General features: G+C 64.3%; 20 protein-coding genes. 3 read left to right on the plus strand and 17 right to left on the minus strand.

Annotated elements, in window-relative coordinates:
- Positions 1-273: 273 nt before the first annotated feature.
- A complete protein-coding gene (gene sucC / locus AC4FIJ_RS03320; protein ID WP_490335294.1) occupies positions 274-1,473 on the minus strand; it encodes an ADP-forming succinate--CoA ligase subunit beta in 1,200 nt (399 codons plus the stop codon).
- Positions 1,474-1,693: 220 nt separating this feature from the next.
- Between sucC and AC4FIJ_RS03325 the strand changes: the two genes are divergently transcribed.
- The gene (locus tag AC4FIJ_RS03325; RefSeq protein WP_490335295.1) at positions 1,694-2,479 is read left to right on the plus strand and encodes a 3'(2'),5'-bisphosphate nucleotidase CysQ; all 786 of its coding nucleotides are present in this window, start codon (positions 1,694-1,696) and stop codon (positions 2,477-2,479) included.
- 58 nt (positions 2,480-2,537) lie between these two features.
- On the opposite strand, the gene AC4FIJ_RS03330 is transcribed toward AC4FIJ_RS03325, so the two are convergent.
- Positions 2,538-3,224, minus strand: coding sequence for a YiaD family glycine zipper/OmpA-like lipoprotein (locus AC4FIJ_RS03330; RefSeq protein ID WP_490335296.1), 687 nt, complete (start codon positions 3,222-3,224; stop codon positions 2,538-2,540).
- A gap of 213 nt (positions 3,225-3,437) precedes the next feature.
- On the opposite strand from AC4FIJ_RS03330, the gene AC4FIJ_RS03335 reads away from it, so the two are divergent.
- The gene (locus AC4FIJ_RS03335; RefSeq protein ID WP_490335297.1) at positions 3,438-4,766 is read left to right on the plus strand and encodes a hemolysin family protein; all 1,329 of its coding nucleotides are present in this window, start codon (positions 3,438-3,440) and stop codon (positions 4,764-4,766) included.
- A 1-nt stretch (position 4,767) separates the two neighbouring features.
- Here AC4FIJ_RS03335 and AC4FIJ_RS03340 read toward each other — a convergent pair whose 3' ends face one another.
- From AC4FIJ_RS03340 to soxR, 9 genes are all read right to left on the minus strand, one after another.
- On the minus strand, positions 4,768-5,178 hold the full coding sequence (locus AC4FIJ_RS03340) for a DUF3035 domain-containing protein (protein WP_490335298.1): 411 nt from the start codon (positions 5,176-5,178) through the stop codon (positions 4,768-4,770).
- A gap of 6 nt (positions 5,179-5,184) precedes the next feature.
- Positions 5,185-5,763, minus strand: coding sequence for a signal peptidase II (gene lspA, locus AC4FIJ_RS03345; RefSeq protein WP_490335299.1), 579 nt, complete (start codon positions 5,761-5,763; stop codon positions 5,185-5,187).
- On the minus strand, positions 5,760-8,630 hold the full coding sequence (gene ileS / locus AC4FIJ_RS03350) for an isoleucine--tRNA ligase (protein ID WP_490335300.1): 2,871 nt from the start codon (positions 8,628-8,630) through the stop codon (positions 5,760-5,762). The genes lspA and ileS overlap by 4 nt, the downstream gene beginning before the upstream one ends.
- 65 nt (positions 8,631-8,695) lie before the next feature.
- The gene (locus tag AC4FIJ_RS03355) at positions 8,696-9,643 is read right to left on the minus strand and encodes a bifunctional riboflavin kinase/FAD synthetase (protein WP_490335301.1); all 948 of its coding nucleotides are present in this window, start codon (positions 9,641-9,643) and stop codon (positions 8,696-8,698) included.
- Positions 9,644-9,693: 50 nt separating this feature from the next.
- Positions 9,694-10,185 (minus strand): dihydrofolate reductase, encoded by a 492-nt coding sequence (locus AC4FIJ_RS03360; RefSeq protein WP_490335302.1) that lies wholly within the window; start codon positions 10,183-10,185, stop codon positions 9,694-9,696.
- A 19-nt stretch (positions 10,186-10,204) separates the two neighbouring features.
- Positions 10,205-11,284 carry a 5-(carboxyamino)imidazole ribonucleotide synthase gene (locus tag AC4FIJ_RS03365; protein WP_490335303.1) on the minus strand — a complete coding sequence of 360 codons (1,080 nt, stop codon included), beginning with the start codon at positions 11,282-11,284 and terminating at the stop codon, positions 10,205-10,207.
- Positions 11,284-11,778, minus strand: a complete 495-nt coding sequence (purE, locus tag AC4FIJ_RS03370; protein WP_490335304.1) for a 5-(carboxyamino)imidazole ribonucleotide mutase — start codon at positions 11,776-11,778, stop codon at positions 11,284-11,286. Before purE ends, AC4FIJ_RS03365 begins: the two co-directional genes overlap by 1 nt.
- Before the next feature lie 3 nt (positions 11,779-11,781).
- Entirely contained in the window at positions 11,782-12,474 is a 693-nt protein-coding gene (gene gpmA / locus AC4FIJ_RS03375; protein WP_490335305.1) for a 2,3-diphosphoglycerate-dependent phosphoglycerate mutase, read from the minus strand.
- A gap of 433 nt (positions 12,475-12,907) precedes the next feature.
- Complete coding sequence (gene soxR, locus AC4FIJ_RS03380) at positions 12,908-13,345, minus strand: redox-sensitive transcriptional activator SoxR (RefSeq protein ID WP_490335306.1); 438 nt, start codon at positions 13,343-13,345, stop codon at positions 12,908-12,910.
- 92 nt (positions 13,346-13,437) lie between these two features.
- Here soxR and AC4FIJ_RS03385 point away from each other — a divergent pair, with 92 nt between their 5' ends.
- Positions 13,438-13,827 carry a VOC family protein gene (locus AC4FIJ_RS03385; protein ID WP_490335307.1) on the plus strand — a complete coding sequence of 130 codons (390 nt, stop codon included), beginning with the start codon at positions 13,438-13,440 and terminating at the stop codon, positions 13,825-13,827.
- A 756-nt stretch (positions 13,828-14,583) separates the two neighbouring features.
- Here AC4FIJ_RS03385 and AC4FIJ_RS03390 read toward each other — a convergent pair.
- The 6 genes from AC4FIJ_RS03390 to mtnP form a co-directional block, all read right to left on the minus strand.
- Positions 14,584-15,870: a dihydrolipoamide acetyltransferase family protein gene (locus AC4FIJ_RS03390; protein WP_490335308.1), complete on the minus strand. Its 1,287-nt coding sequence runs from the start codon at positions 15,868-15,870 to the stop codon at positions 14,584-14,586.
- Positions 15,870-16,883 (minus strand): alpha-ketoacid dehydrogenase subunit beta, encoded by a 1,014-nt coding sequence (locus AC4FIJ_RS03395; protein ID WP_490335482.1) that lies wholly within the window; start codon positions 16,881-16,883, stop codon positions 15,870-15,872. The genes AC4FIJ_RS03390 and AC4FIJ_RS03395 overlap by 1 nt, the downstream gene beginning before the upstream one ends.
- Positions 16,884-16,956: 73 nt before the next feature.
- Positions 16,957-18,270, minus strand: a complete 1,314-nt coding sequence (locus tag AC4FIJ_RS03400; RefSeq protein ID WP_490335309.1) for a thiamine pyrophosphate-dependent enzyme — start codon at positions 18,268-18,270, stop codon at positions 16,957-16,959.
- A 182-nt stretch (positions 18,271-18,452) separates the two neighbouring features.
- Positions 18,453-19,871 carry a sensor histidine kinase gene (locus tag AC4FIJ_RS03405; protein ID WP_490335310.1) on the minus strand — a complete coding sequence of 473 codons (1,419 nt, stop codon included), beginning with the start codon at positions 19,869-19,871 and terminating at the stop codon, positions 18,453-18,455.
- Positions 19,872-19,898: 27 nt separating this feature from the next.
- Complete coding sequence (locus AC4FIJ_RS03410) at positions 19,899-20,633, minus strand: response regulator transcription factor (RefSeq protein WP_490335311.1); 735 nt, start codon at positions 20,631-20,633, stop codon at positions 19,899-19,901.
- A 196-nt stretch (positions 20,634-20,829) separates the two neighbouring features.
- Positions 20,830-21,702, minus strand: a complete 873-nt coding sequence (gene mtnP, locus AC4FIJ_RS03415) for an S-methyl-5'-thioadenosine phosphorylase (protein WP_490335312.1) — start codon at positions 21,700-21,702, stop codon at positions 20,830-20,832.
- Positions 21,703-21,760 lie beyond the last annotated feature (58 nt).

Below are 21,760 nucleotides of genomic sequence, written 5' to 3' on the forward strand. Positions count from 1 at the left end.
CGCGCGGCTTCACATTGTAATCGATCACCCGCTTTACCGGGACTAGCGCTTTCATGGCTTGGACACTCCCATCGATAGCTTATGCGGCAAATTCCTTAGCCAGACGTGCCGCAACAATTAACTGGCAATTTGGGCAATGCTTACCATTACGTCAAGCAAAGGATGCATGCGTAATGCATCGTCGGCAGTCGGCCCGATGCAGGGAAGGGCGGACGGACATAAGAAGAAGGGGGCACGCAGGCCCCCTTCCGAACACATTCACTTGAAATCGAATCAGGCCGCCTTTTTCACTTCGGCCACGATCTTTTGCGCCGCGTCGCCAAGATCGTCGGCAGGCACGATCGGCAGGCCCGAATTGGCGAGGATTTCCTTGCCCTTCTCGACATTCGTGCCTTCGAGACGGACGACGAGGGGAACCTGCAGGTTCACTTCCTTGGCCGCCGCGACGATACCATCGGCGATGATGTCGCACTTCATGATGCCGCCGAAGATGTTGACAAGGATGCCCTCGACCGCAGGATCCGAAAGAATGATCTTGAACGCCGCGGTCACCTTCTCGGTCGTGGCGCCGCCGCCGACGTCGAGGAAGTTGGCCGGGAACGCCCCGTTCAGCTTGATGATGTCCATCGTCGCCATGGCGAGACCGGCGCCGTTCACCATGCAGCCAATATTGCCGTCGAGCTTGATGTAGGCGAGGTCGTATTCCGAAGCCTCGACTTCCGCCGGGTCCTCTTCCGTGATGTCGCGCAGTTCGGCGACATCGGGATGACGGAACATCGCATTGCCGTCGAAGCTCATCTTGGTGTCGAGCACCAGCAGATTGCCATCCTTGGTCTCGACCAGCGGATTGATCTCGAGCATCTCGCAATCGAGCGCGAGGAAGGCTTCGTAAAGCTGCTTCGACAGCTTCTGGGCCTGCTTGTTGAGATCGCCCTGCAGCTTCAGCGCGAAGGCCACGGCGCGGCCATGGTGAGGCTGGAAGCCCGAGGCCGGGTCGATGGTGATCGTGGTGATCTTTTCGGGAGTCGAATGGGCGACTTCCTCGATGTCCATGCCGCCTTCGGTCGAGACGATCAGCGCGATACGGCCGGTTGCGCGGTCGACCAGCATCGACAGGTAATATTCCTCGGCAATGTCGACGCCATCCGTGACGTACAGGCGGTTGACCTGCTTGCCCGCGTCACCCGTCTGCACGGTGACGAGCGTATTGCCCAGCATGTCCTCTGCATCGGCCTTCACATCATCGATGCTCTTGGCAAGGCGGACGCCGCCCTTTGCGTCGGGGCCCAGTTCCTTGAACTTGCCCTTGCCGCGGCCGCCGGCGTGGATCTGCGCCTTTACGACATACAGCGGTCCCGGTAGCTTCTTGGCCGCCTCGACCGCTTCCTCGACCGTCAGGGCCGCATAGCCGGTGGGAACGCCGACGCCGTATTTGGCCAGCAGTTCCTTTGCCTGGTATTCGTGGATGTTCATCGAAATTATCCTCGCCAATGCCTGTGCGGCACGTGCGCCGCTGTAGGAAGGGTTCGCTTGCCACGCGTCTAAGCATAGCCGCGCCGACTTGAAAAGGCCGCTTTATGCCTAAAAAGGGGTGCCAGGCGCAATGTTGCCAGACTTTGCGAAGCATTAGCAATCCATGTCGGTGTCATCTTCATTCGCACCTGCTGCCATGCTGTGCCAAAAGAGCGATCGCATGCTTGATTACACCCGATTCGACGCGATCATGCGCGAGGCCGCAAATATCGCGATGGCCGAGTTTCCGGGCGCAGGCAATGAAACGACGGCCTGGCACAAGGATGACGACACTCCGGTTTGCGCGGCCGATCTTGCGGTCAATCGCTTTCTGGCTGGGGCGCTTCGGGAATTGTTGCCTTCTGCAGGTTGGCTTTCGGAGGAAACCGCCGACAATCCCGACCGAGTCGGCGGCGGCCTGTTGTGGCTGGTCGATCCGATCGACGGAACGCGCGATTTCCTGCGCGGGCGTTCGGGGTGGGCGGTTTCGGTTGCCCTTATCAGCAACGGACGCCCCCTGATCGCGCGGCTAGCGGCGCCGGCCCGCAACGAGTTGTGGGCCGCCGAGGCCGGGCGTGGTGCACGGCGCAATGGCCTGGCTTTGCATGCAAGTTCCCGCGATGCGCTGGAGGGCGCGCGCATTCCTGCCGATAATGCCCACCCGCTATCGCCGCTCGTCGCCGTTCCAAAGCCCAATTCGATTGCCTTGCGTATAGCATTGGTGGCCAGCGGAGAGGCCGATCTGGCGGCAAGCACCCGGCTGGGTTTCGAATGGGACATCGGTGCCGCAGCACTGATAGCGCGCGAGGCGGGGGCTGTGGTCACCGACGCGGTCGGCCAGCCGCTGGTCTTCAACAAGCCCGATCCCCGCGCCAAGGGCGTTCTTGCGAGCGCACCGATGATCCATCTCGAGGCGAGCCAATGGCTGCATGGCCGCGACGCGCAATTGCGCAGCCGCCCGGCATAGGAAAAGGGCTCCGGCGATCGCAATCGCCGAAGCCCCCATTTCTCATCTGGCAATCCGATCAGTTGCCCTGTGCGGCCTGCACGTCCTGCTGGCTGATCGGAAGGATCTTGATTTCAACCCGGCGATTCATCGCGCGGCCTTCCTCGGTGTCGTTGCTGGCGACGAAATAGTTGGGATCTTCGCCAAAGCCCTTGGTCGCGATGCGCGACGAGGGAACACCGCGATAGCTGAGATAGTTGGCAACCGCCTGGGCACGCTGCTGCGACAGCTGAAGGTTATACGCATCGGTCCCGGTGTTGTCGGTAAAGCCGTACACGTCGATCAGGCTGTCCGGATAGTTGACCAGCGACTGCGCGATACCGTCCAGCGTGTTGCGGAAGCTGGGCGAGATCTCGCTGCTGTTGACCGGGAAGGTGACGCCATTGGGCAGGTTCAAATTGATGTAGTCGCCTTCCTGCTCGACCTCGACGCCGGTACCGGCGGTCACTTCCTTCAGCTCCTTGATCTGCTGGTCCATCTTGTACCCGACGACGCCGCCCGCAGCGCCGCCGATGCCGGCACCGATGATGCGTGCGGTCTTGCCGCCGATGATGTCGCCCAGCAGATAGCCAAGGCCTGCGCCGCCTGCGGTGCCGATCGCGGTGCGCGAAACCTTGCGCTCACCCGTGTTGGGGTCGGTGACACAAGCCGAAAGGCTTACCAGCGATGTTGCGACAAGCGCGGTAGCGAAAAAACGGTTCTTCATGGGATTGCGGTCCTCTTCTCTGTTGCGTCCGCTTATCGCATCACTCCTCGATCCCGGTGCGACAGCGGATCAGCCACTGCGATAAACGCGTGATATGACAGCTGCGTTCCCGTTCACCCTTGCCGCGATGCAACGCTATTGCTTGCGGGCGGGACATGATTGCCGCTAATCGCCGGTCTCCGCAATCCGTCTCAACTCCATGCCGAGATTTCCTTGTCTCCTTTCCCCTGGTCCGACCTTGTTATCATAGCGGGGCTGATCGTATTGAATGGCCTGTTCTCGATGTCCGAACTGGCCATCGTGTCGGCGCGGCCCGCACGGCTGCGCAAGATGGCCGAAGATGGAAGCAAGGGTGCGAAAGCGGCACTGGCGCTGGCCGCCGATTCGGGCAAATTCCTGTCGACCGTGCAGATCGGCATCACGCTGATCGGGATCGTCGCTGGCGCCTATTCCGGGGCCAGCCTGGGCCAGCCGGTGGGCGAACGCCTCGCGGCGCTGGGGATTGACGCCGAACTTGCCGACGAGCTGGGATTTGCGGTGGTGATCGTGCTCACCACCTATTTCTCGCTGACGGTTGGCGAGCTCGCGCCCAAACAGATCGCCTTGCGAGGCCGGGAAAAGATCGCCTCGCTTGCTGCCCCGCCGATGTCGATCTTGGCCAGAGTCGCAGCGCCCGTCGTATGGCTGCTGGACAAGAGCACAGATGGCTTGCTGCGACTTATCGGTATACGCCAGCAGCGCGATGCGGGCGTGACCGCCGACGAGCTTCACCTGATCATCAGCGAGGCGACCCGGTCGGGTGCGATCGAGAAAACCGAACAATCGATCATGGCCGAGGTTCTGCGTCTTGCCGAACGGCCCGTACGCGAATTAATGACCCCCCGGACCGAGATCGACTGGCTGGAACGCCGCGCCACGGTCGAGGAGATGCGCAAGATCATCGAAAAGTCACCCCACTCGCTTTTGCCCGTGGCGCAGGGATCGGTCGATGACGTGATCGGGGTGGTCAAGGTGCGCGACCTGCTGGCCGTGCTGCTTAAGGGGCGCAAGCCGCAGATGACGCGCCTGATCAAGAAGGCCGAGATCCTGCCCGACCAGATCGACGCGCTCGACGCCTTGCGCATCATGCAGCGCGGCGATGTGGCAATGGCCTTCGTCCATGACGAATACGGCCACTTCGAAGGGATCGTCACGCCGGCGGATCTGCTGGCCGCGCTGGTCGGCAGCTTTGTGTCGCATTCCGACGAAGGCGACGATCCGCTGCTGGTCGAGCGCGAGAACGGATCACTGCTGGTGTCGGGCGCGCTGCCTGCCGACCGCATGGCGGACCGGCTGGGCATCGATCTGCCCGAACCGCGCGATTTCGCGACCGCGGCGGGCTATGTGCTGTGGGTGCTGAAAAAGCTGCCGATCGAGGGCGAGAGCTTCGTCGAGCAGGGCTGGCGGTTCGAGATCGTCGACATGGACGGCCGCCGGATCGACAAGCTGCTGGTCGAGAGCGTCGGCGGCGCGGCGAGGCCCGCCGCCGAAGCGCAAGCCTGACTTAGCCGGGAATGACGGTCTGCGAATCGCGGCCGTCGCCTTCGGGCGCTGCCACGATGTCGCGGGTGAGCTGTCCCTTTTCGACCGTATTGGTATCGGGATCGCCGACTGCCGAGCGGATCGCCGGATCGGCGGTGCCCGCATTGCTGACGGCGCTGGTCTCGACGCCGCTGCGCGGGGCGGGGCCGCCGAACAGCGCGTCCATCGCCTGCTGGCTGGCACCCGGCGTTTGCGGACGCGGCGCACCCGGTTCGGGCGGGGTCAGCGCGAAATCGGGCGGCACGGCCAGCGGCGCCTGACGCGACACGGCCATCTCATCCGGACGATCGCGATTGAACAGGTTCAGGCCGCCGCCGCAGCCGGCCAGCATGGCCAGCGCGGGCAGGGCGAGAAGGGCGGGCTTGATACGCATCGTCAATTACTCCGTGGCCGAATGGGCCGAAACTTGTGCGGTTCTGTCCTTGCCGGGCGCGGGGCCATTTTCGGGGCCGGACTCGTCGCCGTTCTTGTCGCGTATGAACAGCGTGCGGGCAAGCAGCAAGACCACGCCGAGGGTTATCGCCACGTCGGCCAGGTTGAACACGGCAAAGGGCCGCCAGTCGCCGATATGGAAATCCGCATAGTCGATCACATGGGTCAGGCGGAACCGGTCGATAAGATTGCCGACCGCCCCGCCCAGAATCAGCCCCAGCGCGAGGATGTCGCCCCGCTTCTTTTCAAAGAACATCCAGACCAGCACGCCCAGCGAGATCAGGCTGGTGACCGCGAACAGGGCGATCCGGCTTTCAAGGCTTTCGGCCGCGAACATGCCATAGGACACGCCGGGATTGGTCGCATAGCGCAGATCGAAGAAGGATAGCACCTCGATCACTTGCCGCTCGTACAGGTTCACGGGACCCAGCAGGATCGCCTTCACCGCCTGGTCGAGCGCGACGATGACCGCCGCGACGATCAGGCCCAGCCGCCGGTCGGCATTGAAGCGCGAACCGAGACTCATGCCGCCTCCATCGACGATACCACGCTCTCGCAGCGGTCGCAGGCATCGCCGTCTTCCGCCACTTCGGGCAGGTGACGCCAGCAGCGGCCGCACTTGGCCATGTCGGTCGGGGTTACGATCACGCTTTCGCCCTGCCCGCGCGTCACTGTCGCTGTGATGAACAGCTCTGCGAGGTCGTCGTCGGAGAAGCCCGCCGGAACGGCCCCCTCGGGCACGGTGACTTCGGCGGCGAGGCTTGAGCGGATGGTCTTTTCGCGGCGGAACGGTTCGATCGCCTCGTTCACATCCTCCCGCAGGTCGCGCAGCTTTGCCCATACGGCCTTGTCGGCGCGAAGCGGTTCGGCAAGCGCGATTTTGGGCCATTCCAGCAGATGGACGCTCCCCTCATCGGGATAGCGCGTGCTCCAGACTTCCTCTGCCGTGAACACCAGCACCGGCGCGGTATAGCGGACCAGCGCCTGGAACAATATGTCGAGCGTGGCGCGATAGGCCCGGCGCTTCGCATCTGCCGGATCGTCGCAATAGAGGCAGTCCTTGCGAATATCGAAGAAGAACGCCGACAGGTCTTCGTTGCAGAAATCGACCAGCGCGCGGGTATAGGCGTTGAAGTCGAAATCATTGACGCACCGATGCAGTTTGGCGTCTAGATCGCTCAGCAGCGTCAGCACATAGCGCTCAAGCTCAGGAAAATCGGCGATTTCGGGCGCGTCGCTGCCGTCATAACCGTCGAGCGCGCCCAGCAGATAGCGGAACGTGTTGCGCAGCTTGCGATACTGGTCCGCGACGCCCTTCAGGATCTCGGGGCCAATGCGGTGATCCTCGGTATAGTCGACCGACAATGCCCACAGGCGGATGATGTCCGCACCGAAATCGCGCATCACGTCCAGCGGGCTGATCGTATTGCCCAGCGACTTGGACATTTTCATGCCCTTCGGATCCATGGTGAAGCCATGGGTCAGCACCGCGTCATAGGGCGCACGGCCCCGCGTGCCGCAGCTTTCCAGCAGCGAGGACTGGAACCAGCCGCGATGCTGGTCGCTGCCCTCCAGATAAAGGTCCGCGGGCCATTTCAGTTCGGGCCACTTGCCGCTTTCCAGCACGAAAGCGTGGGTGCTGCCCGAATCGAACCAGACGTCGAGAATGTCGGTGACCCGCTCGTAATCGTCGAGATTATAGTCGGTGCCGAGCAGTTCTGCGGCGTTCTCCTCGTCCCAGCCGTCGACGCCCTGTTCGCGGATCTTGGCGACGATGCGTTCGTTGACGGCAGGATCGACCAGATATTCGCCGGTCTTGCGGTGGACGAACAGCGTGATCGGCACGCCCCATGCACGCTGGCGCGAGAGGACCCAGTCGGGACGTCCGGCGACCATCGAACCGATACGGTTACGGCCTTTTTCCGGAACGAACCGCGTACTGGCAATCGCATGTAGCGCAGCCTCGCGCAGGGTGCCTTTCGGTTCTGGCAGGCCGCCCTCGTTTTCCCAGCGCTGTTCGGCGCGGTTGTCGGCGATCTCCACCATGCCGGGTCTGTCCATCGACACGAACCATTGCGGCGTGCAGCGGAAAATGACCTTGGCCTTGGACCGCCAGCTATGTGGATAAGAGTGTTGATAGTCCGTGGATGCGCTGAGGAGAGCGCCAACCTCGCGCAAGTCGGAGCAGATCGGACCGTCGGGCGCGTTGAACTTGGGATTGATGACCGACATGTTGCGTTCGTCATCACGGCCCAGCCACGGCCAGTCCTCGCGGTAGCGGCCATCGCCTTCGACCACGAATTTCGGATTGATGCCGTTCGCCTTGCAGAGGTCGAAATCGTCCTCGCCATGATCGGGCGCCATGTGGACAAGGCCGGTGCCGCTGTCGGTGGTGACGAAGTCGCCCGCCAGCATGGGGCGCAGCTCGGCATAGAACCCGCCGAGGTGGTGCATCGGGTGGCGGACCTTGGTGCCGGATAGGTCGGCGCCCAATCCGCGCCAGACGATGTCGGTCGACTTGTCGGGCGTGCTGTCGAACAGGCGGGCGAACACGCTTTTCGCGAGCGTGGGCTCGCTTCCGATCAGGATGACGCGGCCATCGACCTTGTAGGCGACATATTCGATGTCCGGCCCATAGGCCAAAGCCTGGTTGACCGGGATCGTCCAAGGCGTCGTCGTCCAAATCACCGCATGCGCGCCGACCAGTTCCGCAACCGGCGACTCCGCGATCTCGAATGCCACGTCGATCTGGGTCGAGGTGATGTCCTCGTATTCTACCTCGGCATCGGCCAGCGCGGTCTTTTCGACCGGCGACCACATCACCGGCTTGGCGCCGCGATAAAGCTGGCCGCTGGTGGCGAACTTCAGCAATTCCGAAACGATGGTCGCCTCGGCATCAGGGTCCATAGTCAGATACGGCTTGTCCCAGTCGCCATTGATGCCTAGCCGCTTCAACTGCTCGCGCTGTACGTCCACCCAATGCGCGGCATAGGCGCGGCATTCGGCGCGGAATTCCTTTTGCGGAACCTCGTCCTTGTTCTTCTTCTTCTTGCGGTACTGCTCTTCCACCTTCCATTCGATCGGAAGGCCGTGGCAGTCCCAGCCGGGCACATAGGGCGCGTCCTTGCCCAGCAGTGTCTGGGTGCGGACCACCATGTCCTTCAGCACATGGTTCAGCGCATGGCCGATATGCATGTCGCCATTGGCATAGGGCGGGCCGTCGTGCAGCACGAAGGTCTCGCGCCCCTTACGCGCCTCACGCAGCTGGGCGTAAATATCCTGTTCCTGCCAGCGCGCCAGAATCGCGGGCTCCTTGGCAGGGAGTCCGGCTTTCATGGGGAAATCGGTCTTCGGCAGGAAAACCGTGTCTTTGAAATCGCGCTTGTCAGTCATAACCGCCGCGCACTAGCCCGAAGCCGCCTCGGTTGAAAGAGCGGGAATGCGGCGGGGCCGATAATTCAGCCCTCGATATCGGTCAGTAACCGCCGCGCTTCGTCGCAGTCGCGCGCAATCTGGTCCTTCAGCGCGTCAAGCGTATCGTATTTCTCTTCGGGCCGGATGAAGCGGCAAAGCGCGACTTCGATGGTCTGGCCATAGAGATCGCCCTGAAAGTCGAAGAAGAACGGCTCCAGCAATTCGGTCGGCGGATCGAAGCTGGGCCGCACGCCCAGATTCGCCGCGCCTTTCAGCAAGGGGCCGCCCGCCATCGGGCCGGTCAGCACGCGGCCGGTGACGGCATAGATCCCGAACCTGGGGCGCAGATAGGGTCCCATCAGCAGGTTCGCGGTGGGAAAGCCGATGCTGCGCCCCAGCTTAGCGCCATGGATCACCTCGCCGCGAATGGCGAAGGGGCGGGTCAGCAGGCGGGCGGCCTCGACGGGATTGCCCTCGACCAGCGACTTGCGGATGCGGGTCGAGGACACGACCTCTCCGCCTTCTTCCACTGCCGACACTATTCGCGTCGCAACGCCCAGCGCCGCGCAGCGATCGCGGAGCATGTCGATGCTGCCGCGCCGGCCCTTGCCGAAGGTGAAATCGTGGCCGGTGACGACGCCGCCCGCGCCAAGCCTTTCCACCAGGATGCGATCGATGAAATCCTCTGCCGAGGTTTCGGCCAATGCCCGGTCGAAACCGAAGACGAGCATGGCGCTGGCGCCGAGCCCTGCGAAAAGCTCCTCGCGCTGATCCAGCGAAGTCAGGCGAAACGGCGGAACATCGGGCGCGAAATAGCGCACGGGATGCGGATCGAAGGTCGCCACGATCAGCGGCACGTTATTTCTGGCAAGTTCGCGGGCCTGCGCGATGACCTGCTGGTGGCCGCGGTGCACGCCGTCGAAATTGCCCAGCGCAATCACGGCACCGCGCAAACCCTGTGGCATCGGGTCTTGGGAGGACAGGCGAATCATCGAACGCGAGGGTCTAGTCGGGCCTGCTGTCAGCCTCAAGCCGCAGCGGATCAGGTCCGGCGGCGCAGGGTGACGAAACTATAGGCGGGGCGATTACCCTCGGCAGGGCAGTCGGTGCGGCCCACTTCCTCCCATTCGTCGGCAGGCGGTGGGGGCATGGTGACATCGCCGTCGTAATCCCGGTGGATCTCGGTCATCTCGATCCGGCGGGCGAGCGGCAGGGCTTGCCGGAAGACATCGGCGCCGCCGATCACCGCGATCCGCGCGGCATTGGCCAGATGGATCGCGCTGTCGAAATCATGCGCAACCTCGGCATCCTCGCCGTTCCATTCGGGATCGCGGGTCAGCACGATATGGCGGCGGCCCGGCAGCACGCCCGGAAGCGAATCATATGTCGCGCGGCCCATGATCATCGGCGTCCCCATGGTCAGCCGCTTGAAATGCGCCAGATCGGCCGGAATATGCCAGGGCAGGCGTCCGTTCTGCCCGATCACGCCATTCTGCGCGCGCGCGAAGACGAGGAAGAGTTCGGGTCCCGTCATCGCGGCATTCCTTCCATGTTCAGCCGTGCCCGTCCGTCAGCAGCCGGGTCACATGGCCCATCTTGCGGCCGGGATTGATTTCTCCCTTGCCGTAGAGATGCAGATGATTGGCGGGATCCTGCAGCAGGCTCAGCCAGTCATTGGCCTGGTCCCCGATCAGATTGTCCATGCGCACCGCGGGCACGATTGTGTCGGTCAGCCCCAGCGGCAGGCCGCAAATCGCGCGGATATGGTTCTCGAACTGGCTGGTCCGCGCGCCCTCGATCGTCCAGTGGCCCGAATTGTGCACCCGCGGGGCCATTTCGTTGAAGACCGGCCCATCGGCGGTCGCAAAGAATTCCAGCGTCAGTACGCCGACATAGCCCAGCGCCTCGGCGACCTTGCCCGCCAGTTCGCGTGCTGCCGGGACCTGTGCCGCGACGTCTGCGCCTGCCGGAACGGTGGAGCGCGACAGGATGCCTGAGCTGTGATCGTTCTGTGCGCTGTCCCAGAAGCGGATCTCGCCGTCGAGTCCGCGCACGAGGATCACCGAGAACTCAGCCGCAAAATTCACGAAGCCTTCGTAGATCAGCGCATTGCCCGACAATGTCAGGTCCTCGGCATCGCGCGGCGACATGATCCGCCACTGCCCCTTGCCGTCATAGCCGTCGCGCCGGGTCTTGAGGATGCCCGGCGTCCCGATGGCATCCAGCGCGGCGGTAAAACCGGCTTCGTCATCGACGGGCGCGAAGGGGGCGGGAGTGCCGCCCAGGCCTTCGACGAAACGCTTTTCGGCCAGCCGGTCCTGCGCGATTTCCAGCGCCTTTACCGGGGCCCGCAGCGGGACCTTGCCAAGAGAGGAGAGCGGCTCGACGGGCACGTTCTCGAACTCGTAAGTGACGACATCGCAGCGCGCCGCGAATTCGGCCAGCTTGCTGGCATCCTCATAGGGGGCGCTGGTCGATTCGGCGGCGACATCGGCGGCCACCCCTTCGGCCTCGGGCGCGTAGATGTGGCAGCGATAGCCAAGCTGCGCCGCCGCCATCGCCAGCATCCGGCCAAGCTGGCCGCCGCCCAGGATTCCGATGGTGCTGCCGGGAGGGAGGGGTGCGCTCGTCATCAGCCTTGGTTATTGTCCACGGGACGTTCTGCCACGGAGGCCGTCTGCTCCGCGCGATATGCCTTCAGCCGCTCTGCCAGCGCTTCGTCGCCGGTGGCAAGGATCGACGCGGCCAATAACCCCGCATTTTTCGCCCCCGCTTCGCCGATGGCCAGCGTGCCGACCGGAACGCCGCCGGGCATCTGCACGATCGACAGCAGCGAATCCTGCCCCGACAGCGCTTTCGACTGCACCGGCACGCCCAGAACGGGCAGATGCGTCATCGCCGCGATCATGCCGGGCAGATGCGCCGCGCCGCCTGCACCCGCGACGATCACCTTGAAACCCTCGTCCGCGGCGCCCTCTGCAAAGGCGACCATGCGCGCCGGGGTGCGGTGCGCCGACACGATGCGGCAATCATGCGCCACGCCCAGCGCGTCCAGCGCGTCGGCCGCGTGTTTCATGGTCGGCCAGTCGGACTGGCTGCCCATCACGATGGCGACCCGTGGCTTCATCGATCAGCCTTCCGACAGATAGGCCCGCTCACCCGACGGCGCGCCGTCCTTGAACGGATAGACGATGGGCTGGCCGGTCGGGATTTCGAGGCCGGTGATGTCATCGTCGGAAATGCCCGACAGATGCTTGACCAGGGCGCGCAGCGAATTGCCGTGGGCCGAGACGATGACCGTCTCGCCCTTTTTCAGCTGCGGCACGATTTCGGCTTCGTAGAACGGCAGGACGCGGGCGATGGTGTCCTTAAGGCTCTCGGTCAGCGGCACGTCGATGCCGGCATAGCGCGGATCGTTGCCCGGATCGTACTGGCTGCCCTTTTCGATCGGCGGCGGCGGGGTGTCGAAGCTGCGGCGCCAGATATGCACCTGGTCCTCGCCGTGCTTTTCGGCGGTCTCGGCCTTGTTCAGACCGGTGAGGCCGCCATAGTGACGCTCGTTCAGCAGCCAGTTCTTGGTCTCGGGGATCCACGAGCGGCCTGCATTGTCGAGCGCGATGTGCAAGGTGCGGATCGCGCGGGTCTGGAGCGAGGTGAAGGCCACCGTCGGCAGCACGCCCTTTTCCAGCATGAGCTTGCCCGCCGCGACTGCCTCTGCCTCACCCTTTTCGGTGAGGTCGACGTCCCACCAGCCGGTGAAGCGGTTTTCCAGGTTCCATTGCGACTGGCCGTGGCGAACGAGGATGAGCGTGGCTTCGGTCATGCTTTTGGCGCTTCCCTGAAAAAACTTGGCCTGAAAAAACTGGGCCTAAAAACTGGACCCGAAAGGCTGGGCATTATGAAAGTTTGCCAAGCCCCTAACCGGCAGGGGGCGGTTTGAAAAGGGCATCCTGAAACGGGTGGGAGCCTGTCTCGCGGCAGAACGGTTGAGGAATAGCGGCAGGGCGGGTGCGGTTCGGGCGCGAAAAGTGACAAAGGTGACAGGTCCTACACAGGCTGTAACCCTGATCAAACCCTCGGAAATGCTGGGCATGGCGGCGAAAGGTGACACGCCGGGGGTGCGGAGAAAAACGGACGGTTTGAAAGAGCTGGCGGCGATGGGCTGCCGGGCGGGAGACTGGCCCAGTGCGGCGGTGTAGGACAGTAAAAGCTGCCCGGGACTATCGGAGCACGCGTTACTAGCGGAGTACGCGTGATTATCTGAGGACTCTGGGCCCCGCGCCGCCTTCGGCCCATTTGTCGCCTGCATTGTAGAGCGCGCATCTTTTCAGGCTGAGGCAGCCGCAGCCGATGCAGCCGTCCAGATCCTCGCGTATTTTTTCCAGCCGCGCGATCTGGTCGTCGATGCGCGTGCGGATCGCGCCGCTGATGCGCGCCCAGTCCTGCGCATTGGGGGTGCGGCCATGCGGCAGGCACGCCATCGCCTCGGCAATCTCACCAAGCGAGAGGCCGAGGCGCTGCGCGATCAGGATGAAGCTGAGGCGGCGGATGTCGGCGCGCAGGAAACGGCGCTGGTTGCCGCCGGTTCGCAGTGCTTCGACCAGCCCCTTCTCTTCGTAAAAGCGGATGGCCGACACGGACAGGCCGGTGCGCTGGGCGAGTTCGCCGATGGAAAGCAGATCGTTCGGATTCATCGATCAGAGTGATAGGCAAATCGGACCTTGATCTCAAGTAAGCTTGAGGTCGCAGGATGGCGGCATCCGAAACGCAAAACAAGGAGGCCATCATGGCAAAAGGCAGATTGGAGCACGTCAATATCTCGGTCAGCGACGCGGATCGCACCGCGCGATTCCTGGAGGGGCTGACCGGCTGGCACCGGCGCTGGGAAGGCCCGGCGATGAACGGCGGCTACACGATCCATCTGGGCGACGATGAGGCCTATCTGGCGATCTATTCCAATCCGCAAGTGACGGGCGGGTTCGCCAAGGGTGCACCGATGAACCATATCGGCATTGCGGTCGACGATCTGGACGCCGCCGAAGCGCTGGTGGTGGCCGAGGGTTTCGAGCCGTTCAACCACGGCGCATATGATCCGGGACCGCAGAGTTTCTATTTTTTCGACCGCGACGGAATCGAGTTCGAGGTGGTGCAGTACCAGCAGCCGCCCGCGAATTAGAGCGAGCATTGCGCAGCAAGCGGAGCGCCAATTCGCCAGAGGCGGCGCAGCGGCCGCCAAGAACTCCTCAGAGTCGCGCGGGCCATCAGGTGCGCGCGTGTCGTTCGACGTCACAGCCGCGGCTTTGCCGTGGCTGGGGGCCGGTGCGTCGGGGTGTGGCAGACGGGCTTTGAACCTATGCGCGGCCAATCCACTTAACACCTTGGCAAGACCTGACCCGTTACAGCGATCATATCGCCAAAGCGGAACTATGCCTTGAGACTGCGAAATCGCCCTTGGAAACCGCTTTTAGCGTTCACCTTCCTTACAATTGGTGCGGCGGCCTATGGGGGCAATCTTCTAGACGGAACCGTTGAACTTCGACGTTATGGCGAACTGAATATCGTCGAAACGCCAGTCAGGTTCTGTCTCTTTGTCCTGGCGTATATCGGCTTTTGCGCATTCCTCATGCTTGGCTGGGTTGCACTATGGTTCGACTGGAATCGGGATTACTTGCCGCCGTATAAGCCGCCCATAGATGATCCGACCAAGCGTAGTTCTATGTGAAGCAGTTAGGCTTGGGATCGGGAAGTTCGAAGCCGGGTCTGGATGCACAAGCGCAACCATTGTCATCCCCGCGAAAGCGGGGATCCAGAGCGAAGTGGCTCCACGACCGACTGGATTCCCGCCTGCGCGGGAATGACGAACGTGGCGGCAAGAACCTCGCCTAGTGTCGCCAGCAGACCTCCGCTTCCAGCCGAAACCGGACGCCCTCCCTTAATCCACGAACAACAACGCCGGCGTCTCCAGCAGCCGCTTCAGTTCCTGCACGAACAGCGCCGCTTCATAGCCGTCGACGATGCGGTGGTCGAAGCTGGACGAGATGTTCATCACCTTTCGCGTCACGATCTCGCCGTTCACGCGGGTCAGCTTATCGGTGATCTTGTTCGGGCCGACGATCGCGGTTTCGGGCGAGTTGATGATCGGCGTGGTGGTGACGCCGCCGATCGGGCCCAGCGAGGTGATGGTGATGGTCGATCCGCTGAGTTCGTCGCGGCTGGCCTTGCCGTCGCGGGTGGCGGCGGAGAGGCGGGCGATTTCCTCGGCGCAGTTCCACAGATCCATCGATTCCGCGTTTTTCAGCACCGGGACCGCGAGGCCCTTTTCGGTGGCGGTGGCGATGCCGCAATGGACGGGTGCATGCTGGCGCAGGACGCCGGCTTCGTCGTCGTAATGCGCATTGCAATGCGGGAAGTCGGGCAGCGCCTTGACCAAAGCGCGCACGAAGAAGGGCAGGATCGTCAGCTTGGGCTGGCCGTCCTTGCGTGCAGCGTTGAGCGCGCTGCGCGTATTCTCAAGCTCGGTGACGTCCACTTCCTCGACATAGGTGATGTGCGGGATGCGGCGCCACGCGTCCTCCATGCGCTGCGCGATCTTGCGGCGCAGGCCCACCACCTCGATCTCGTCCACGCCGGAGCGGGTGGCATAGCGGTCGTCTCCGCCCGAGAGATAGCGGTCGATGTCCTCGGGCGTGATGCGCCCGTTGCGGCCGGTTCCTTTCAGGCGCTCAAGCTCGATGCCCAGCTTGGCGGCGCGGCGGCGCGTGGCGGGCGCGGCCAGCGGGAAGCCGGCAGGTGCGGTACTGCTTGGCGCGGGAGCGGATTTCGGCGCAGAAGCGGGTTTGGGTGCGGGGGCCGGTTCGGGCGCGGGTTCGGCCTTGGGCGCAGGCGCAGGCGCAGGCGCCGGAGCCGGAGCCGCGGTGGGCGCTGGCGCGGGCTTTTCCTCGGCAGGGGCGGGGGCGTCGCCAGTGGCGTTGCCTTCTCCCTCGACCTCAAGCTCGACCAGCACCGAGCCGACGGGCTTCATTTCGCCCACCTTGCCGTGCAGCGCGAGGATCTTGCCGCCGACCGGGGTGGTCATGTCGACGGTGGCCTTGTCGGTCATCACGTCGCACAGCGGGTCGTCCTCGGCGATCTCGTCGCCGACCTTGATGTGCCATTCGACGATCTCGGCCTCGGCCACGCCTTCGCCGATGTCGGGCAGGCGGAAATGATAGCGTCCCATCAGCGGTACTCCACGGCGGATTTCAGGGCTTCGGCAAGGCGGATGGGGCCGGGGAAATAGTCCCATTCGAACGCATGCGGATAGGGCATGTCATAGCCGCAGATGCGCTGGATCGGGCTGCGCAGATGGTCGAAGCAGCGTTCCTGCACCAGCGCCGACAACTCGCCGCCGAACCCGCCAAAGCGCGAGGCTTCGTGCAGGATGAGGCAGCGGCCCGTCTTCTTCACCGAACGCACGATGGTGTCGATGTCGAGCGGGACGATGGAGCGCAGGTCGATCAGTTCCGCATCCACGCCGCTGTCGTCGATCCCCGCCTTGGCGACATGGACCATCGTGCCATAGGCCAGCACGGTCGCCTCGCGGCCTTCGCGCAGGATCGCGGCCTTGCCCAGCGGAACCTCGTAATGGCCCAGCGGAACCTCGGCATAGGGGTCGCCAGAATTGGCCCAGGTCTTCAGCTCCTCGTCGGGCCGTCCGAAGAAGGGGCCGTTGTACAGGCGCTTGGGTTCGAGGAAGACGACCGGGTCGTTGCTCTCGATGCTGGCGATCAGCAGGCCCTTGGCGTCATAGGGGTTCGACGGGATGACCGTCTTGAGGCCCGTGACATGGGCGAAGATCGCCTCAGGGCTCTGGCTGTGGGTCTGGCCGCCGAAGATGCCGCCGCCATAGGGCGTGCGCACCGTGATCGGGGCCCAGAACTCGCCGCCCGAGCGATAGCGCAGGCGCGCGGCCTCGCTCACCAGCTGGTCGTAGGCGGGCAGGATATAGTCGGCGAACTGGATTTCGGGCACCGGGCGCAGGCCATAGGCGCCCATGCCGATGGCGCTGCCGATGATGCCGCCTTCGGTCAGGGGCGCGTCGAAGCAGCGTTTCAGGCCGTATTTCTTCTGCAATCCTTCGGTCACGCGGAAGACGCCGCCGAAATAGCCGACATCCTCGCCGAAGATCAGAACGTCGTCGTCGCGGCCCAGCATCACGTCCAGCGCGCTGTTGAGCGCCTGGATCATGTTCATCTTCTTGGTGCCGGTCTCGGCGAAACCCTCGTCGAGGGCGGCGTCGTTCACGGAAGGCTGGTTCTCTACCATGTCAGTTGCTCCCTCCGCGCTCTCTGGCGGCGCGGAGCTGGTGCAGTTCGGCGCGCTGTTCCTTCAGGCGCCAGTCCATGTCCTCGAACACGTCGACGAACATCTCGTCGATGGGCGGCTTGGACTGGCCCAGCGTGCCGATGGCTTCGGCCTCCTTGACCGCGACGCGGACCTTCTCCTTCAGCTCTTCGGCCAGTGCCGCATGCTTGTCCTCGTCCCATGCGCCCAGCGCGATGAGGTGGTCCTTCAGCCGTTCTACGGGGTCGCCCAGCGGCCAATGGTTCGCCTCGTCCTTGGGGCGATAGCGGCTGGGATCGTCGGAGGTGGAGTGCCCCTCGGCCCGGTAGGTGTAGAATTCGATCAAGGTCGGGCCATTGTTGGTGCGCGCGCGTTCCGCCGCCCACTGGGTCGCGCCCCACACGGCGAGGAAATCGTTGCCGTCCACCTTCAGGCCGGGGAAGCCATAGGCCAGCGCCTTGGCCGCGAAGGGCAGGCGTTCGGGCGCAGCGAAACCGGCGAAGCTGGAAATGGCATACTGGTTGTTGGTGACGCACAGGATCGCGGGCGCGCGGAAGGCGGCGGCGAAAGTCATCGCCTCGTGGAAATCGCCTTCCGCCGTGGTGCCGTCGCCAACATAGGCGAGGCTGATCTTGGTGTCGTTCTTGTAGGCCGACGCCATCGCCCAGCCCACCGCGTGGACGAAACGCACGCCCAGATTGCCCGAGATCGAGTAGAAATCGTAATCGCGGGCCGAGAACAGGATCGGCAGCTGCTTGCCCGCCAGCGGATCCTCTGCATTGCTGAAGATCTGGTTGCACATGGTCGTCAGCGGATAGTTGCGCGCATGCAGCCAGGCCGAGGCGCGATAGGTGGGGAAGAACATGTCCCCCTTGTCCAGCGCCAGCGACTGCGCGGCGGCGATCGCCTCTTCGCCGGTCGATTTCATGTAGAAGCTGGTCTTGCCCTGCCGGTGCGCGCGGAACAGCCGGTCGTCGAAGGCGCGCGTCAGCATCATCGCGCGCAGCCCCTTGATCAGCGTATCTGGCGACAGCTTGGGGTCCCACGGGCCGACGGCCTTGTGGTCGTCGTCCAGCACGCGGATAAGCTCATACGGCAGGTCGCGCATGTTGGATTCGTGTTCGGCGATGTCGGGACGGCGCACCGCGCCCGCCTTGCCGCGATTGACGTGGCGGAAATCGACCTCGGTATCCGGACGCGACGGCGGTTCGGGGATATGGAGTTCGAGCCGTGGCAGGTTCGGCTTGGCGCCCGGCGGCGGCGCGGGGCGATCTTCGGGCGCGGTCGTGTCTGTCACATTATCCTCTCTCAGCGGATCCGCTCATCTTCGTGCTCGAAAAAGCCGGGGAACGAAATTTTATAACTGAGCAATTATATTACCACAGAGTCGCGGGCAATTCAATCGGCATGGATGCGATTGAAGCCGGTCATCGATGAAGCGCATGGGCGGCGGGGCTGTTCCGCGGGCAAGCCGGTTTTTCAGGCCCCGGCCTGGACCCGCAATTCAAAACGCGCGCCGCGCACCGTGGGCGCGAGGCGCAATTCCATGCCGTGGCGCTGCGCGATGGCCCGCGCCAGCGCAAGACCCAGCCCCGCGCCCTTGGAATGGCCGTTCGGATCGCCCGATCCGTTCTGGACGCGGCCAAAGCGTTCGAAGATCGTCTCGCGATATTCGGGCGGAACGCCGGGCCCGTTATCGGCCACGGCAATCAGCGGATGCCCTTTCGCATCGCGTTTCACGATCAGCGTGACGCGCCCGCCCGGCGGCACATATTTGAACGCATTGTCGAGCAGGTTGATGACGAGCCGGGTGATCTGGATCTCGTCCCCCTGCATGGTGACGCCCTCCTCGGCCTCCAGCCGGAAGTCGTGGCCCGTATCCTCGGCGCTGGCGGTGTAGAGATCGGCGATATTGGCGGCGAGCGCGCTGAGGTCCACTTCGGCAAGGCCCTGCGGATTGCCGCGCTGCGCCTCGCTATGCGCAATATCGAGCAGCGATTCGAGCGTGGCGACGACATGGCGGATCTCTCCGCGCGCGGCGATCAGCCGTTCGATCGTCTCGGCGTCGGGCCCGCCGCTTGACGCACCGCTGCCGGACCCGGCCTGTTCCTGCGCTTGGATCGCGCGCACCAGCCGGTTGTCGAGATGCATCAGCGGGGTCCGCATCTCATGCGCGATCTGGTCGGTGGTATCGCGCTGCGAGCGGGCCAGCCGGTCGAGCCGGGTCAGCGCGGCGCTGGAATGGCGGGTCAGCTCGGCAATTTCGTCCATGCGTGCCTGCCGTGTGTCCAGTGCGGCGAGGCGGTCCGGTTCGGGATCGCGGAACGCGGCATTGATGACCCGCACCCGCGACGACAGGCGGCGCGCGGTGATATAGCCCGCGACGCCGACCGCCATCACCACGAACAGCCCGCCCGCCACGAAGGACAGGCCGATCTGGTTGAGCTGGATCATCGTCCATCCGGTCTCGCGCGCCGCCAGCAGCCGCATGTCCGGCGCCAGATCGACCGCGCGGGCAAAGGCGGGACGCCCGCCCGGCAGCATGATGTCGCCCGACTGGCCGCCACGCGCTGGAAAGGTGGGCCACTGGGTCATGTCGCCCGCCAGCCTGCGCCCCTGTGCATCGACCAGCAGGAAATGCGTGCCGGTGCCGGGCGGGCTAGCAAGGTCGGCGCTTTCCTGAATATGCGCGACCAGTTCGGTCTGGCCCCGCGCGTCCAGGATGTCGGCCATATGGCGGATATCGGCATCGACGTTCCAGCGAACCGTCGCCTGCGACATCCTCTCGAACTTGGTGGTGACCAGCCAGCCGAGCACCAGCACGACCGCGATCGACACCGCGATGGCCCATGCCACCAGCCGGGTGAAGATCGAATCGAGCAGTGAAACCCGTTGCAAGCGCGCCCCTTTACGTTGGCGCGGCCCCTAGCGGCCGTCGAGCAGACGGTAGCCGGTCCCCCAGATCGTTTCCAGCGCGGGCGTGGCGAAACCGTCTTCCAGCTTGCGACGGAGGCGGCCGATATTCACGTCGACCACGTTGGTCTGCGGATCGAAGCCCATCTTCCACACGTCGCGCAGCAGCATCTCACGCGTGACGACGTCGCCGGCATTTTCGATCATGTAGCGGAAAAGTTCGAACTCCTTGGGGCTGAGCGCGAGATGCTTGCCCGCGCGAAAGGCGGTGCGCGCCTTTACATGACATTCGAACGCGCCGTGGATGATCACCGCGCTATGCGTATGGCCCGAGGCGCGGCGATGCAGCGCGCGCAGGCGGGCGAGCAGTTCGGTCGCCTCGAACGGCTTGGCCAGATAATCGTCGGCGCCCGCGTCCAGCCCTTCGGCGCGGTCGATCGTGCGGCCCAGCGCCGAGAGCATCAGCAGCGGCGTGCCGATGCCGCTGTCGCGCAATTGGCGCACCACGGTCAGCCCGTCGAAATCGGGCAGCATGCGGTCGAGGATGATGACGTCGAATTCGCCGACGCCCGCCTGCCGCAGCCCTTCCGAACCGGTCGGCGCCCAGGTCACGCGGTCGCCGGTGGCGCGCATCAGTTCCTGAAGATCGGCGGCGGTGCGGCTGTCATCCTCTATATGCAGGATGTCGAGACCGTTCTTAGCCATGCGTACCCCGGTCCTTTCCACGCCGCGTGCCATCATCGTCATGCAGGCGCCCCTTCGGTTACAGCCTAGTCCTTCCGACAGGTGCAGAATATCGCCTTTATCCCGCCAGCAACCGCACAACTGCTGACAGAAAGCTAACACTGGCCGTCATGCAGAAGGGCGTCCCGAAATGGAGCATCGCCATTCGTACCTATTGTAATTGCGAATGAGACTGGATTGCAACAACTCTCGCATGGGGTCAGGCGGAAAGATGGCGCGCCAGTATGGCGTCCAGCCGCACCAGCATGTCACGGTCGCGGGCGTCGGGCGCGGTGATGATCGCATGATCGAGCGCGGTGTCGATCGGCGAGGGACTGCGCGCGGCGGGCAGCGCGGCGACGAAGCGTTCGACCGTGCGGCGCGCCAGGTCGCCGTTCGCCCGCATCTGCGCGACGACTTCTGCGATATCGACCGATTCGTCCTCGCTGCGCCAGCAGTCGTAGTCGGTCACCATGCCGATCAGCGCATAGGGCAGCTCGGCCTCGCGGGCGAGGCGGGCTTCGGGCATGGCGGTCATGCCGATCACGTCCGTGCCCCATTGGCGGTAGAGGCGGCTTTCGGCGCGGGTCGAGAATTGCGGCCCTTCCATCGCCAGATAGGTGCCGCCGCGTGCGACCGGCCCGCCCGCGGCCTCGACCGCGTCGGCGGCCATGGCGGACAGGCGCGCGCAGACCGGGTCGGCCATCGAGACATGGGCGGTCAGGCCGGGGCCGAAGAAGCTGGATACGCGCGCGAAGGTGCGGTCGATGAACTGGTCCACCGCGACGAAATGGCCGGGCGGCAGATGTTCCTGCAGCGAACCGATGGCCGAGATCGCGAGGATGTCGGTGCAGCCGCAGCGCTTCAGCGCGTCGATATTGGCGCGCATGTTGATGTCGCCGGGCGGAATGCGGTGGCCGCGACCGTGCCGGGGCAGGAAGCGCAGCCTGACATCGCCGATCCGGCCGAACAGGATCTCGTCAGACGGCTTGCCGAAGGGAGAGCTGACCGGCAGCCATTCCGCATCCTCCAGCGCATCGAGCTGGTAGAGGCCGGAGCCCCCGATGATCCCGATTGTCCATTGGCTTTCCATGGCGCGCACTCATAGGGCCGGGCGGGCAGGCTGGACAAGCGGCTGTTTTCGCGCTTGG

This window comes from Croceicoccus sp. (assembly GCF_983967925.1).